Genomic DNA, 15914 nt, shown 5'->3' on the forward strand with positions numbered 1-15914 from the left:
ATTAATGTTAAAACTTTGCAAATATAGAGCTTTACTTTTTCAAAAAAGAGTGTATTTAACCTACATATCTCATATTTATTTCTCTTTTAATACTGAATTACAGTAAATTATACAACTGTTAATAATAGAACTGGAAAAGGCCATCCAAATTACTTGAATGCAAGTCAGGTCTGTATCAATCGTTTATATTTTTAAACTTAATGTCTTTTTTTGTTAAAAACAACCTTGTCACTTCTCAGAATGCTATTCCTCTTAAAAAACAATAAAAAACAAGGTGACAACAGAAGGCACATTCAACCACGAACTTCTGGAAAGTATTTTTCGTACCAGCAAAAAGACTATCCAGGAATATGTAAGGGAAGTAGACCGTAATAATCGGTACCGTTCCATACGGGGACAAACTACCGTAGTAGGGACAATATTAGATGACCGGGCACAACTCATAGACTTATATGACGCCTGCCTCCAACAGGATGCCCACATCCGCTCTGTTATTGAGACTTTGGAATCTCAGATTTTAGGCGACAGATATATGTTAGCTAAACAGAATGAAAAAGGGAAATACGTTAAGGATATAGAACAGACTCATTTAATACAAGGTTCTCAGTTTGACACTATCATCAAAGGAATTGTCGAAGCTAAGTTATATGGGTTCACCCTTTTGGAGATTATGCCGAATACAAATCCAAAAACGGGAAAACTGGCAGAAGTGAACATTGTAGAACGAAGGAATGTACTGCCGGAACAGAAGGTTGTAGTCAAACGGCAAGGAATCTGGTATCCAAATTGGGATCTTGATTCTGCAACATACAATAGAAACTACATACTGATAAACTGCAGAGACCTTGGATTATTTTCAGCCACGACTCCTTTAATTCTCGCCAAAAAGTTTACAGTAGCCAACTATATAAACTTTTCCCACACCTATGGACAGCCCATCATACACGGAAAGACAGTTAGTGAGAATAATGGCGACAGGAAGCGTTTAGCTCAAGATATCGCCAATGCTGCACAAAACAAAGTCATTGTTACCGGTCTCGAAGATGAAATTGAGATTAAGACATTCACAATGAGCAACTCTGAAAAGATATATACAAGCATCATCGAGTTTGTCAATAGCGAGGTAGCTAATTTGATTTTAGGAAGTGAAAGTATGGCTGGTGGTATGCAGAGTTACGTCGGCTCGACTAAAGCACATCAGGATATATTTCGTGAACGCATAGAAGTTTATCGCCGATTCATCGAAAACGTGATGAATGAGGAAGTGCTGCCAAGACTGGTAGACATGGGATATATCAAACCCGGATTGGAGTTCAAATACAGTAATCGGATTGAGATGAACAATGAAGACCGTATCAAGCTGTACGGTCTGATAACCGACAAATACGAGGTTAGTGCCGATGAGATTGAAAAGGAGTTCGGGATAAATGTAGGTCGGCAGATCAATGTGTTATCTGCGGACAGTAGTTTGCCTTCTGCTTCCGGTAGTTCATCGAATGACAGGCGTATCATGTCAGAAGAGGAGTACTACAGGCGTTATGGGCATCCCAGAGAGAGCAAGGTCGCAAATTTTATCATGGGAGCAGGAAAGTAAACGACGGGTTCCTGCTCCCGGAAGCCGGCGAAGTGAAAGCCTTTGATAAAGAAAAAGAGAGCCAGACGCATGAAGAGTTCTTATTGATATTACCCTTGTTCCGGAAGTTAATACTAACTCAGAAAGATACCGCTGGTTCTTATGACATTTTGGAAGAAATGATTTCTCTTAGAGCATCATTTCTTTTGGATCGTGTATTCGATGGCATGCATATGAATTTTGACAAGGCACTAAACTTGCTCCGTAACAATAATGAGTTTACTACCTTACAAGAGAAAGAGGAAAGGGATATTCTGGTTGCTGCAATAGACAATCTGGTAGATTTTGCAGCTGCCGAAGAATATACATTGATGAGGGAATTACCTGATGAAATAGATACAGAACATCCAGAACTTTATGAAGGCTTATGCAAAAAATACAACGAAGTGTATGCTTTACAAGAGAATGAGGATACTCTCCATGCGGCGACGATAGCAGCATGGTGGATTACTATTCCGCGAGAAACACTCATCACTTACATGACTCAGGGAGATGAACGAGTCCGCGCATGGCATCTTTCAATGGAAGGACTCACTTTTCCAAAGTACGAGTTTCCGGAAGCATTGATTCCACCAATTGAGCACGGATGCAGATGCTATTTAATAACAGAAGGTTCTATGCCAAACGTACACGCATCCCTGAAAAGAGATAAAGATTATCAGAAAAAGGTAAATCCGGTATTTTTCGGTAGTCTCGCACGCAAGGGGAAAATATTTTCTCAATCCCACTCATATTTCAAGAGTGCATTACCGGAGAAGGTAGAGGCGATTGTTAAACGTATTAAAAATAAATTTTATCTATAATGGACTTAACCCCAGAACAATTCTGTGCACAATGGGTAAACGAGAAGAGAGAACCACTGTTATCCAGCAAGTTAGAGTTTAACATGAATAATTTTATCACTGATGCGGGAAAATACACAAAGGAATGTTTTGAGTCATCATTCAGCAACCAAATGTTTTATCGCAGTGGAAAGCCCTGGAAGCCAAGAACATCCAGATGGGGAAAAATGCGTAATCATCCTATATTGAAACATACCGGAGAATTGTTAGGAGCAATCCAAAATATTGCAAATCAACGACATACAAGGAATCGGCATCGTGAAAGTTATACCATCTTTACACTGGAAGAAAATCACGGGCAAAAAGCCAGTAAAAAGTACAAAGGCAAAGGATATGCCGCCGTCCACAATACAGCCCCGGAGTTCCAGAAGTATCATGTAAATGGTAGAAGTAAACGCAAACCGGTTCAAAGACAGTTCATTGGGTTCAGCCCCTATATCGATGAATATATACTACAACATTTTGTTCCCAAAATTTTTGAAGGATTCCCTAAATAATATGCTAAAAGAAAAGAACACACAACCTCAGGTAGAAAATAAAGAGGAAATAAAGAGGATAGTAACGGAAGAAGCCGTTTCAGAAAACCCGTTTATAAACATGTATGATGCGGTAAGGCGTGCTATCGATACAGTCAAGGAAGATGAAGACAACCCGCTCAGCCCGCCTTTCTTTAAAACTGTTGAAATAGACAGCGGGCAATTTGAGCGTATAATTCGTGATGAAAACTTGGAATACGAAGTTGCCTTTCCTGCCATATTCATCCATTTTATCAATGTGAGATACCTTGTCCAGCAACAGCGGCTGGGTGAAGGCAGGGCCACAATGCGCATTAGGTTTATCCTGAACAATCTCAATAACCGTGATTCTACAGTTGAATGTGCCCCATTTTCTGTTTTCCAACGTATCAATGTCGCCATTCAGGACGCAAAGAACCATGAACCTGCACTGAACGAAAGGTGTAATCTGACATACTTTGATATGCCGCGAACAGTTAATATGCTTCAAGCATATTGGATAGACTATGAAGTTTGGTTCCGGGAGTCTACAGCATGGAAGTACCGAAATTGGGTGGAGAGATATTTGGTCATGCCGCCCTTTACCGATCACACCGACGCACCGGGACACGATACAGGTGGGCATAAAGTTCACCCCAAACCTGATTATGAAGAAGCAACAGGTTTCAGACCTTCTGTTGAAAATCCGGAAGCCGATGGTGAGGAAGAAGGTGTATAACCTGTAACCCTGAAAAGAAGCGGGCAAGGTTCTGCAAACATTTATAATTGTCTTTATCTATTCTTGTGAAACTAACCTTAAATTATGGACACAAATGAATTTAAAAACATCGTCGGAGAAGTACGCCCCAACGAAATTGCGACAATACGCTTCTTCGGGAAAGTAACAGAGGAGTCTACCGCCATATTTAATTCTGAATTTGATTTTCTGGAAAACGTCATACGCCCGTCAGCGATACGGGTACTCATCAATTCCGAGGGCGGCTCTGTGCTTTACGGAATGAGTACCTATTCAACAATCCAAAACTCTAAAATTAAAACAGAATGTATCATCGAGGGTATGGCTGCGTCGATGGGGTCCGTACTTTGGGCAGCAGGTAACCGTTCCCTGATGCGTGACTATTCCATATTGATGATCCACAACCCCTTCTTGCCGGAATCCGAAGATAAGGAGTGTTCCGATATGGTGAAAGCCTTTGTAGGACAGATCGAAACCATATATAGAAAAAGGTTCGGGCTCACGAAAGAACAAGTAAAGGCTATTATGGATGGGAAAGCCGGACGGGATGGGACATTCTTTGATGCGAAAACAGCTGTTAGTGCCGGTATCATCCCTGCAGAAAATATTCTGAAAACAACCAAGCAGCTTTGCGAAAAAGTCAAAAATGCAATGAATGGCATTGAGGATATCGATAAAATTCAAAATATGATGGAAACATTCAACCTGGAAGCGGTTGACGCAGTGGAAGACGAAAATAAACTAAATGAAGAAGAAAAAACTACTCTTGAACAAAAAGAAAACAACGAACACAAAATTAATATGGCAGAAGAAAGAACAATCCCATTTGAATATGCCGCCGTAGCAGCATCATTAGGCATGAAAGAAACTTTTGAACCTAAAGACGTTATGGCACGAATCTCTGAACTAATCTCAGTAGAAGCTAGACTCACCGAAACACAACGAAACCTGAGTGATGCAAATACTGTAATTGCCGGTAGAGATGCTACCATACAAAATCTGCAAAAAGATTTGGAAAGCGTGACGAGCAAACTCACTGTATTCGAACAAAAAGAACTGGAAGAGAGAAACTCAAAGATTAACAAACTGGTGGATGATGCTATCGAAGCAGGGAAAATCGGCAAGGAAACCAAACCCCAATGGGTAAGCATGGCAGAAGCTAACTTTACTTTGGCTGAAAGCACGTTGAGTTCTATTCCAGCGCGTGAACAAATTACCCAGGAGATTGCAAATGATCCAAAAAACATTCAGGCTGCTACAGAAACGATTAAAACTGTAGAAGAGAAAATGTCTGAAAAGGTAAATGCCGTTGTAGGAGAAAAATTTGAATTCAAAAGGCTTGAATAAAAGACCAACGACACACAAGAACTAAGCACATAAAATGGGCTAAACAGCCCAAACAACACAAAACCTAAATCTAAAACACAAAGTATGGCAGACACAGTAAATCTACTTCAGAATGGCTACGCCGGTGAGGTATTGGAGGATTTGTTGACCTACACAGCCCAAGGCAATGACACATTCAAGGAAGGGTTGATCCATGTGAAAAGTGGAATACAACATAAATATACTTTACCTGCGGTTAAATTGGGAGATATTATTCAAGATAATATTCCAACCCCGCTTTCTACACATGGTGCCAAAGGTCCTGATGGCGAAAATGAATACACTTTCACAGAGAGATACCTGGAACCTCAAGAATTCATGATTTACCTTGAGTTTAACCCTAGGGATTACGAGAAATACTGGAAATTCGCACAACCTGACGGCAATCTGGTTTTCCGCGAACTCGATCCTAAAATCCAAGCAACCATGCTTAGGCTTCTGATTGAGAAAAAGAATGAGTACATAGGCAATGCAATTTGGACGGGTGCCAAAGGAGGCACAGTAAGTGCCGGCATCACAGAACCAGCAGATTGCACGAAAATCGGTAGCCGAAAAGAAAAATATTTCGACGGTGTGATCAAACGTATCATAGATAATGTGAGTGCAACAGATGCCGAAACTCTGGCTGGAGGTCAGGTTATCGTGTCCGGCACGACAGAGCTAGCAGATGGAGAAGCGGTAGAACAGGCATTATATTCGATGTGGAAGAAATGCCCCAAACAAATCAGAAAAAAGAACAATCTATGTTACGTAATAGGATGGGATTCATGGGATTTATATGACCAATATGCATCCAATAAGGTTTACAAATATTCCGAAAATACAGAAACAAACAGATACAAGTTTAAAGGAAAGCGTATTGTCCCCATCGTCGGGATTCCCGAACACACCATTGTTTTAGCTGATTTTTCAACAGGCATGGATTCTAACTTATGGATGGGTGTAGACTACGCCAATGACACTGAAGTTGTTAAGATCGACCGCCTTCAGTCAAATTCAGAACTTTTCTTCTTCCTGGCCCGTATGAAAATGGATGTGAATATCGTAAGACCGGCAGAGATTGTTATCCATACTGCCTACAAAAAGACTGTATAACTTTAAATCTTAATTCTTTAATCTACAAGGGAGTGGGGCAAAACTCCATTCCCTTCTTCACATTAAGAACCTAAACTATGGCTAAACTAAAAAATACGGCAGAAGACGAAACACAAAACACTGAGGTAAAAGAAGAAACTCCTGCATCAACACCCAAAGAAAAACAAAAAGAACAGGAGAAACAGGAAGAGTTGGCATCGGTAGTCCCACTCAAAAAAACGGCTGCTAAGAATGGCATGACGGAACATGAACCTGATGCACAAGTAACAGCTATTTTGAAAGTTAACTGCAAATATCAGGAACTGTATGTCGACAAGCAGGGAAGCGTTTATACTATTGACACACTGCCGAACATCAGAAAGAATGCGATCCTCTATAAAAATCCTTTTTACAAACCTTTATACATGTAAGAATGGCATTAGGGAATGTATTCATATCAGATACGGATGGTAATATACCATCTAACGTATCATCCGGTAATGAAAAGGTGACCGGTCTTCTGTTTGACATATCACTCCAGCCAACATTATTTACGGCAGGATATGGCAAGAACAACGAAACAAAACTAAAGCTGAACGATGTGGCATATATTACCAATCTAAAGTCTGCTGTTAAAGATTTCGGGATTATTGAAAGGGTAAAGGCTACGGAGGATGAAGAAAACAATGTGAATCTCTTTCACGGAATCCCCTATTATCACATAAGCGAGTTTTTTCGACTTAGTGGTAATATAAATGGAAGCGGAAAGTTATATGTCATGTTCGCAGATTGCTCGGTGTCATGGGACGCGATTGAGATAATGCAACGTGCATCCGGAGGTACTATTAATCAGTTAGGAGTTTGGACGGAACAGCCTCTGTGGAAAGACAATGGCAATGCTGATAAATATAGTTTGAACGTCGTAAAATCCATCAATGACAAAGCTGTTGCAATGGCATCACAGAACCAGCCGCTTTCGGTTATCTTATCCGCCAATCCTTCCAATACTGGTGCAAATACTATAGAAGGCAAAAAGGTGGACCTGAATAAGATTCCGAGTTGCATCTGTGAAGCAAGCCGTACTAGTGTTATCATTGGACAGGCATCTTCGGAATTGATATCCACCATGCAAAAGTGTAATACCAATCACACTCCGGTTGGCTTCTTAGGTGCAGTTTTGGGGTGTCTGGCGAAAGCTAATGTACAGGAATCAGTCGCATGGGTAAAACAATTCAACTTATTCTCTGATGGTTTTCAAGAAATCGAGTTCGGCTTTGGAGATACCAACCAAACCGATGATGAGGAATTTATCAGCCTAAACAGGTACGAATCTCTGTCTCCTGTAATGCTGGACGATCTGGACGATAAGGGATATATTTTTCCAATAAAGTATAGCGGTCGTGAAAATGGTGTTTACATTTCCAAGGATCAGACATGCTCCGCTGGAGATTATAGAACTATCGCCCGCAATAGGACAATCAACAAGTCGCGTCGTGCAGTACGCGCTGCATTATTACCCTATGTCAACAGCCCTTTGATGGTGAACCCCAGTACCGGTTTTTTGGCCCCCTCTAAAATTACATCCTTCAAGGGTATAGTAGGTGATATACTGTCAGGTATGCAAAAATCACAGGAGATTTCCGGATATGCCGTAACTATTGACGCTAACCAAAATGTACTAGTTAATGACACTTTACGTATATCATATGTCATCGTTCCAGTTGGCGTCGCTGTTAAGATTTACGTGGAAGAAGGACTCAGTTTAACCGCAAAATAAATAATGCATGGCAATAATTAACAACGTAGCTTACTCGTGGAGCATGATTACTCTTGCTTCTACCGCATTAGCCATTGATGAAGGCAGTACGACGCTTGAAGGGGTTAGCGGGGTCAAATGGAACAAAAAGCGTAAAATCGAATCCAACTACGGAATGGGTGGCAAGCCTGTAAGTAGAGGATTTGGAAACATAACCTATACGGCTTCAATCACTATGGACTATGCTACACAACAGATGTTACGTAGTACCTATGGTAGTTTAATGGACATCGGTGAGTTTGATTTGATCATTAGTTTTGCCAATCCAATGGCGAGCGACGATTGGACCACTACCAGCGTTACTTTAAAAGGGTGTATCTTTGCTGAAGATGGTATGGAAAGCCAGCAAGACGATACAAATATTACACATGAGTTTGACTTAAATCCCTTTGATATAGTTATCGGGGATGCTATGTCTATATAGACATAGCTGCGCTTATGTAACCTTTTAGAATATGTAACCTTTTTCTGATAAGTATCTTAGAATCAAGACTGCTTTCCAGAAAAAGGTTACATAAGGGATGGAGATACTATTTGATTATTTACTATATTTTTGAATAAAGCATCACATATTTGTGATGCTTTATTGTTTTTGGAAATGAGTATTTGAGATAGAAGATAATCCAGAGCCATAAAAAAAATGTAAAAACACTTTAGATTTAATATATAGGCCCAATCAGAGTTTATACGAATAACTCAAATTCTGGACGATAGGCATTGAGTTTACGATAACAAATAATAGAAGTAAGAATACAAAATGCAACGATGATTTCACATTCTGGGATCAAAGAATAGGAAGAAAACTTATTTTTTCATACTTTTGGACGCAAACAATCAAAAACACATGTTTTCTACGGACGATTATATATTAAGTAAACTAAAACAGGGTGACGAAAAAGCATTGAAAGAAGTAGTAGACAAATACTATAATCAACTATGCGTCTATTCTGTTCAATATACAGATTCTTTGGAAGTTTCGGAAGATATCGTCCAAGACTTCATCATCCGTTTATGGGAAAAGAAACTTCATCTGACCATCAATAATAACCTGAAAAGTTTTCTCTTTAATTCAGTCCGCAATGCTTCCGTCGATTATTTGCGCAAGCATCAGCCATACCGTTTCGTAGAAATTGAAGAAGACGCATATATTACCGATTTCGAACCCAATGAGACGGAAATAGAAGAGCAAGTACGTCGTCTAAAGCAATATTTAAAGGAACTGACTCCAAAAGAATACAAAGTATTAATGGAGATAGTAGTACACAATAAGAAATACAAAGAAGTAGCCGAAGAATTAGGTCTGTCCGTAAATACCATTAAAACCCATCTATCAAGGGCCTTGAAGTTCCTGAGAAGCAAACCTTTTATTTCACTCTATTCACTTTTTTACCTATAAACTGCATTTTTTTATATTTTCGTTCACCCATTTATACTCTTTTTACGTCATGGAAACAAAAAAGAAAGAATGACAATACTATCAGAGAACGAACTAGTGGATTTATGCCACAAATATCAGACCCACAATCTAACCGAATCTGAATTTCGGCTACTGCAAAGTTGGATGAAAGAATCAGAAGAGAATTACTTATTCTTTTCCAATTACGTCAAGCTATATAAAGCCGAAAAAAGGAAAGAGACCAGTCTGATGACTAATCCCGCAGATGGTTGGAAAGCTATTGAACGGAAGCGAAAGCGCTATCATTTACGCCGGAAGCTCTATTATTCAACTATAGCAGCCTGTTTTCTCTCGTTTCTGCTGGGAACAGCGGCCTACTTTTATTTAGATCAGCCTACCCCCTCACTCCCATCGGCAGAGGAACTCTCATTAGCAGAACTATTCCCTAACCTTCCACAGAATAAGGTGACACTGACATTGAGTTCCGGCCAGCAAATCATACTTGATGAAGAACAGGCTAAAGAGATTGCTGATAATGGAAAAGTGGTAGCCAAAGGTACGAATAACTCATTAAGTTACCAATCGGATACCACACCGACAGCCAGTATTCAATATAACACAATTACAGTTCCCGAAGGAAGTACTTTTTCTCTGACCTTGTCCGACGGAACACAAGTAACCTTAAACTCCACCACCACTTTCCGATATCCGGTATCCATGCAGGACAAGCGTACCGTAGAACTGAATGGAGAGGCTTATTTCGATGTGACACATACGAGACAACCTTTCATTGTAAAAGCGGACGGAAAAGAAATAAAAGTGCTGGGTACACAGTTCAATGTATATGCCTTCCCAAAACAAAATATGATTACAACCCTGGTAAAAGGAAAGGTAGAAGTAAATAATGGCATCACACACAAACTATTAACGCCGGGACAACAAGCGACCGTGAATCAGGAAGATAACGCTATCACTATTGAGGAAGTAAATACAGACATATATACCTCATGGGTAACAGGGAAGTATGAATTCACCCAAGTCCCACTACACAATATCCTGTCGCAGTTCGAATTATGGTATGGAGTGAAAGTGGTCTATAAAGACAAGGATGTGCGTGGCATTTGCTTTGACGGAGCAGTGTTCCGCAACAAGCCATTGGGATTCTCATTAGAGATTATCCAGCAAATATCCAATGTCCGCTTCGCGAAAGAAAACGGAATTATTACCGTAAGTAAATAAAACAAGAACAGAGAGATATAAATAAGCCTGAAATATGTATGCAAAACGTATCCGGGCCCGATGTTTCATTTAATAATCTTAATAGTACTAGAAATGGGAAAAACTAAACAAAAAGCTTCTTGGATGCAAAGTCGTATCTGGTCGCTACCCCTCCTCTTTACATTGCTTTTTGTTTTCGCACTGCCTGTCACAGCCAATGTAATGGACGGAGCCAAACGTGTGACTCTTGTCAATCCGGATATATCTGTCAGAGAGGCATTAAAAAGTGTGGAGAAACAGACAGGAATTACCATCATGTTTCAATCCGACATTATTAATGACGAAATACGGTTGAAGCTAAACTTAAAAAATGTTTCTTTAAGAGAAGCATTGGAAGAAATTTGTATGCCAGCCGGACTGCAATTTGAAGTAAAAGAAGACTATATCCTGATAGTCAAGGCAAAAGAACGCCCAAAAGGAGCGTCCAGAAAGAAAATAACCGGAACAGTCATCGATGAGAAAGGGGAACCTTTGATGGGAGTCACCATATTTATAGAGAATGACCGTAGCAGAGGAACGATAACCGATGCCAACGGACATTATGAGCTGGAAGCTGCCCCTAGCGATCTAATGGTCTTTTCTTACATAGGTATGACTAAACAATCTATCACTCCGAGAAATGATACAGTGGTTAATGTAGCTATGCAGGAAGACGCAAAAATGTTGAGTGACGTAGTGGTAACAGGTTTCCAGACCATCTCAAAAGAACGGGCTACCGGTGCTTTCGACATTATCAAACAAGCCACTCTGGACAAGCCTTCCACAACGATTGCCGACCGTCTGGTAGGTCGGATTGCCGGTGTACAGGCAACAACCACAGCAGACGGGGACATTTCTTTCACTATCCGTGGACAAGGAACGTTGCAATCCGACAAAGCTCCGTTGATTGTAGTAGACGGCTTCCCTATCTCCACAGGATTTTCCTCTATTAATCCGAATGACGTAGAAAGCATTTCTATCCTGAAAGATGCTGCGGCAGCTTCCATTTGGGGAGCACGGGCTTCGAACGGTGTAATCGTGGTTACTACAAAAAAAGGGACAAAAGGAAAAGGATTAAAGGTATCAGTCGATGCCCAGGTTCGTATCGGCAGCAAGACCGATATCGACTATCTTCGCAATATCCTATCCAGCGAAGAGACGATAGAATACCAGAAAAAGACTTTCGGAACTTATCAGAGACCAGCCAAATTCCCGTCATCGAATCCAACCAGTGCTACACTTACCGATGTATTTGAAAACGCCTACACACAAGCAGGAGTATTATATAATAAATACAAAAATCTGGGTGAGATATCAGAAAGTGAATACAATGCCGGACTGGCTGCACTGGCACAACTTGATAACAAGAAGCAAATAGAGGACGAACTTTTGAGGCGTCCTGTCTACCAGCAATATAATATCACGTTGTCCGGTGGAACCGAACGTATGGATAATTATGTATCCTTACTGTACGGTTATGACATTTCCCGATATCAAAAGAATAATTCACAAAACTTCCAATTCGACTATCGGGGAAATATGAAGTTGCTTAAGTGGTTGGATATGAATATCTTTGCCACAGCACGCTACAAAGCAGCCGACCAGTCAGGAGCATCCGCCGGAGAATTTACGGCCTTGGCTCCTTACGACATGATTCGGAATACAGACGGTTCGCAAGCTGACATGAGTTACCTCAGACAATATGCCGACGGCGTGAATACCGTACCAAATAAGTTTAACTTTCCCTATTCGGACTGGAGCTACAACATCGCACGGGAAGTAAACGGACGTGATGTCACCGACAAGATACTGAACGGACGTTTTCAGGTGGGATTCAAGGCGACTATTCTGGAAGGGTTGACATTCGACACTAAATTCCAATATGAATACGTGCAGCAAGACACGCGCAATCTGTATTCTGAAGATACTTACAACGTACGAAATACGATAAACATGTACTCTACCCTCGATTGGAAGAATAACACAGCCAAACCTAACATTGAAAAGGGAAACATTTTACGTGAAAACAAATTTACGACAGATGCCTACAACTGGCGTAACCAGATAAACTTCAACCGTACGTTTGCCGAACGCCACGCCATCAATTTTGTCGGCGGTATTGAAATCAGCCAGAATAAGGCAAAGAGGAGAACGTTTGCTCCCATATATGCTTATGATGACGAATACTTGACTTCCTATCCTATTCAAAACACCAAAGTAGAAGATATTTTCGGAAATAAAAATGCTGTTATCGATACCCGTTCTTCATTCTCATACGCTTTGCAGCGCTATTTCTCCGCATTTGCGAATTTAGCTTATACATTCGACGATAAATACTCTATATCAGGTTCTTATCGTACCGATGCGTCCAATTTTATATCCGATGACCCCAAATACCGTTATTCTCCTTTCTGGTCGGTCGGTTTTAGCTGGAACATGACAAACGAGAACTTTATGAAATCGATCCATTGGCTGGATTACCTTCGCCCGCGTATTACCTACGGACGAAACGGAAATGCCAATACAACAACTTCCATGTATCCGCTGATTGAGATGATGGGGATAGGCAGGAATTCCGAAGTACCTTACGCACGCTTCACTGCCTACGGTAACCCGAACATGAGTTGGGAGCATACCAATACCGTCAATATCGGATTCGACTGGTCTATGTTCCACGGGAAGTTCTATGGCAAATTTGATTTTTATAATAAAAAAGGAACAGACATCATGGCAGATGTTTCCGTCCCCATTGCTTCCGGACAATTTATTATCACAGACCAGATAGCCATCACGGGAGCTAAAATCACTGCCAACGCAGCGGAAATAACGAATCGCGGAATAGAGTTGGAATTGGGAGGCAGCCTGCCTATCGGAAAGGATTTTCATTGGAACGGTAATGTCACCCTTGCCTACAATAAAAACAAGGTAGACAAGTTCTACGTCAACTACATTGACAAGTCTGATATGCTTAGACCGACTGCCGTTGAAGGTTACAACATCTTTGGATTATGGGCTTACCGGTATGCAGGACTTACTGAAGTAAATTCCACATCCGGGACCGGCAAAAGCAACGTTCCCTCCATTTATATAGACAAGGAAGGCAATACCAGCCCCATCAACAGTATTCCGCCCGAAGTAGACGGACGCGATGCATTGGAATATATGGGTACTACCATTGCCCCGTGGACCATCGGCATGAGCCATGCTTTCAGTTATAAAGAGTGGGAACTGTCATTTACAATGACAGGAAAGTTCGGGCATAAGTTCCGTCAGACCACATTCAACTATGCGGACCCGCTCACCTCTATCCCCAATCGCCAGTATAGCCAGCTCAGCGACGAAGGAGTGATACCCATGCCGACAGACAAGACCATAGCGCTGTCAGCCTATGCGTCATTTGCTCCTTATATGGATTACAATATAAAAAGCGCAAACAATGTACGTATGCAGGAGCTGTCTTTATCCTATTCAGTCCCCAACCGTATTCTGAATAAATGGGGAATCAGCCGCCTGACTTGTTATCTGCAAGGAAACAACCTGTTCACGATCAAGGCAACGGACGAAGACCCCGAATATTCTTACGGTTCTTTCCGGTTGCAGCCGACCTATACTATCGGAGTCAAATTCGCTTATTAAAATTGAAAATACATAAATAACTTGATAGATTATGAGAAAGATATATACGATAAATTCTATTCTTCTTCTGGCGGTTGTGTTATTCAGCTGCAATGATTATCTTGACGAGCAACCCAGAAAAGGAAACGGCATAGAACTAAAAACCTTCGAGCAACTGGAAGCCATCATCAATGCACGTACTGAAGGGACAGACCGGCAACTCAATGCAGATTTAAATGCAGCACAACTCTATATGAGTGATTGTTTCTCTTTGCCGGCAGCGTGGGCGGCAGAGGCTGACTGGGCAACGATATTAGGTGGAGACAACACCCTTTTTCACTTGAATTGTCTCCAGCCTAAATATACAGATGTATTGGATGGAAACAATACTGTCTGGCTGCTTAGCTTCAGGAATATATTTATAGCCAACACAGTGCTTGTTTATATGGACAAAGTAACGGGCGGAACCAAAGAACAACGCGAGTTACTGGCCCAAAGAGCACATTTCCTGCGGGCATTTCATTATTATGAATTAGCTAACTGTTATTGTGTACCTTATTGCGAAGCTAATCTTCAGGAATTAGGTTTACCCATCAATACGGATCTTACATACAAAAGTTCATATCCCCGCGCTTCTTTAAGAGAAGTCTATGAGTTTATTGAATCCGAACTGACACAGGCTCTGGATTTATCCATCCCACTGAAAGAGAATGGCAGTCGCAAGGCATGGCGTGAAAACAGTTCCGCTGTGAACAGCTTTGCCGCAAGGTTTTATCTGACTAAAGGTGACTATGCCAAAGCCCAGGAATTCGCAGAAAAAGCCTTGGCCTTAAATGCTGACCTGGGAGATTTTAACGACAATACATTTCTCAAAGAAGAACTCTCGGCAATAGATGAAGAGACAAAAACAACAAACTGGTTCAATCAGAGCTACAACACTAATACGGGCTTATTAACTCCCGAACTGCAAAAATCATACTACAAACGGGAGTTTTCACATGGGCTGACATGGGCTTCGCCCAGTGACAAGTTTACAAATAGCTTCGACCAAACATACGACCTGCGCTACAAATACTTCTATTATCCTAACTATAGTACTATGGCAGTATTTGGTTTCGCATACTTTTATGGCGTTCCCGAAACAGCAACCGGATACACTTACTTTTCCGATGATATATTCGAATCCGGTCCTTGCACCGCCGAAGCAATACTAATCAAGGCAGAAGCAATGGCACGCCAGGGTAAATGGAGCGAAGCGATCAGCTACCTAAATACCCAATTCCGCCCTTATCGTATCAGCAATGACGCTCCGGCAGAAAAGAAAAATTTATCAGCAGGAAATCAGCAGGAAGCGATTGCTGCTATTTTAAAAGAACGCATGCTTGAGTTTCCTTACACCTTGCGTTGGCATGACATCCGCCGTTGCAATTTCAATGACGACCCGAATGATGACATCACTATCAAACGTACGTTTTACGAATTGGACCCGACAGGTACGCATGCGCCTTTGTTTAGCGGAAACATAATAGAATATACACTGGGACCTAACAGCAACAAGTACCTCTATACAATGGCTATTCCTGCATCAGAGGTTGTGGTCAGTGAAGGTTCTATCGAGCAGAATAAATATGAGTAAAACAGTAA

The 15914-nt window shown here is 41.1% G+C and carries 13 protein-coding genes; all 13 read left to right on the forward strand.

What is annotated here, in order from left to right; genetic code table 11:
• The first annotated feature begins 274 nt into the window (after positions 1-274).
• A complete protein-coding gene (locus HMPREF9447_RS03310) occupies positions 275-1594 on the forward strand; it encodes a phage portal protein family protein (RefSeq protein ID WP_009128064.1) in 1320 nt (439 codons plus the stop codon).
• Positions 1595-1626: 32 nt separating this feature from the next.
• The gene (locus HMPREF9447_RS03315; protein WP_009128065.1) at positions 1627-2436 is read left to right on the forward strand and encodes a structural protein; all 810 of its coding nucleotides are present in this window, start codon (positions 1627-1629) and stop codon (positions 2434-2436) included.
• Positions 2436-2972: a hypothetical protein gene (locus HMPREF9447_RS03320; RefSeq protein ID WP_009128066.1), complete on the forward strand. Its 537-nt coding sequence runs from the start codon at positions 2436-2438 to the stop codon at positions 2970-2972. Before HMPREF9447_RS03315 ends, HMPREF9447_RS03320 begins: the two co-directional genes overlap by 1 nt.
• Before the next feature lies 1 nt (position 2973).
• Entirely contained in the window at positions 2974-3708 is a 735-nt protein-coding gene (locus HMPREF9447_RS03325) for a hypothetical protein (protein ID WP_009128067.1), read from the forward strand.
• Positions 3709-3792: 84 nt separating this feature from the next.
• Entirely contained in the window at positions 3793-5073 is a 1281-nt protein-coding gene (locus tag HMPREF9447_RS03330; protein WP_009128068.1) for a Clp protease ClpP, read from the forward strand.
• A gap of 84 nt (positions 5074-5157) precedes the next feature.
• Positions 5158-6207 carry a hypothetical protein gene (locus HMPREF9447_RS03335; protein WP_009128069.1) on the forward strand — a complete coding sequence of 350 codons (1050 nt, stop codon included), beginning with the start codon at positions 5158-5160 and terminating at the stop codon, positions 6205-6207.
• A gap of 77 nt (positions 6208-6284) precedes the next feature.
• Complete coding sequence (locus tag HMPREF9447_RS03340) at positions 6285-6617, forward strand: hypothetical protein (protein ID WP_009128070.1); 333 nt, start codon at positions 6285-6287, stop codon at positions 6615-6617.
• A gap of 2 nt (positions 6618-6619) precedes the next feature.
• Complete coding sequence (locus tag HMPREF9447_RS03345) at positions 6620-7963, forward strand: DUF2586 family protein (protein WP_009128071.1); 1344 nt, start codon at positions 6620-6622, stop codon at positions 7961-7963.
• Positions 7964-7970: 7 nt separating this feature from the next.
• Positions 7971-8426 (forward strand): hypothetical protein, encoded by a 456-nt coding sequence (locus HMPREF9447_RS03350; RefSeq protein ID WP_009128072.1) that lies wholly within the window; start codon positions 7971-7973, stop codon positions 8424-8426.
• Between the two features lie 420 nt (positions 8427-8846).
• Positions 8847-9398, forward strand: coding sequence for an RNA polymerase sigma factor (locus HMPREF9447_RS03355; protein ID WP_009128073.1), 552 nt, complete (start codon positions 8847-8849; stop codon positions 9396-9398).
• Between the two features lie 69 nt (positions 9399-9467).
• Positions 9468-10637 carry a FecR family protein gene (locus HMPREF9447_RS03360; protein ID WP_009128074.1) on the forward strand — a complete coding sequence of 390 codons (1170 nt, stop codon included), beginning with the start codon at positions 9468-9470 and terminating at the stop codon, positions 10635-10637.
• Positions 10638-10730: 93 nt separating this feature from the next.
• Entirely contained in the window at positions 10731-14291 is a 3561-nt protein-coding gene (locus tag HMPREF9447_RS03365; protein WP_009128076.1) for a SusC/RagA family TonB-linked outer membrane protein, read from the forward strand.
• A 31-nt stretch (positions 14292-14322) separates the two neighbouring features.
• Complete coding sequence (locus tag HMPREF9447_RS03370) at positions 14323-15906, forward strand: RagB/SusD family nutrient uptake outer membrane protein (RefSeq protein ID WP_009128077.1); 1584 nt, start codon at positions 14323-14325, stop codon at positions 15904-15906.
• The last annotated feature ends 8 nt before the right edge of the window (positions 15907-15914 follow it).

Origin of the sequence: Bacteroides oleiciplenus YIT 12058 (genome assembly GCF_000315485.1) — a bacterium.
In the GTDB taxonomy this organism is placed as follows: domain Bacteria; phylum Bacteroidota; class Bacteroidia; order Bacteroidales; family Bacteroidaceae; genus Bacteroides; species Bacteroides oleiciplenus.

Coding starts and splice junctions, on each gene's coding strand:
- HMPREF9447_RS03320 (WP_009128066.1), top strand. CDS start 2,436: ATGGACTTAACCCCAGAACAATTCTGTGCACAATGGGTAAACGAGAAG.
- HMPREF9447_RS03325 (WP_009128067.1), top strand. CDS start 2,974: ATGCTAAAAGAAAAGAACACACAACCTCAGGTAGAAAATAAAGAGGAA.
- HMPREF9447_RS03330 (WP_009128068.1), top strand. CDS start 3,793: ATGGACACAAATGAATTTAAAAACATCGTCGGAGAAGTACGCCCCAAC.
- HMPREF9447_RS03335 (WP_009128069.1), top strand. CDS start 5,158: ATGGCAGACACAGTAAATCTACTTCAGAATGGCTACGCCGGTGAGGTA.
- HMPREF9447_RS03340 (WP_009128070.1), top strand. CDS start 6,285: ATGGCTAAACTAAAAAATACGGCAGAAGACGAAACACAAAACACTGAG.
- HMPREF9447_RS03345 (WP_009128071.1), top strand. CDS start 6,620: ATGGCATTAGGGAATGTATTCATATCAGATACGGATGGTAATATACCA.
- HMPREF9447_RS03350 (WP_009128072.1), top strand. CDS start 7,971: ATGGCAATAATTAACAACGTAGCTTACTCGTGGAGCATGATTACTCTT.
- HMPREF9447_RS03355 (WP_009128073.1), top strand. CDS start 8,847: ATGTTTTCTACGGACGATTATATATTAAGTAAACTAAAACAGGGTGAC.
- HMPREF9447_RS03360 (WP_009128074.1), top strand. CDS start 9,468: ATGACAATACTATCAGAGAACGAACTAGTGGATTTATGCCACAAATAT.
- HMPREF9447_RS03365 (WP_009128076.1), top strand. CDS start 10,731: ATGGGAAAAACTAAACAAAAAGCTTCTTGGATGCAAAGTCGTATCTGG.
- HMPREF9447_RS03370 (WP_009128077.1), top strand. CDS start 14,323: ATGAGAAAGATATATACGATAAATTCTATTCTTCTTCTGGCGGTTGTG.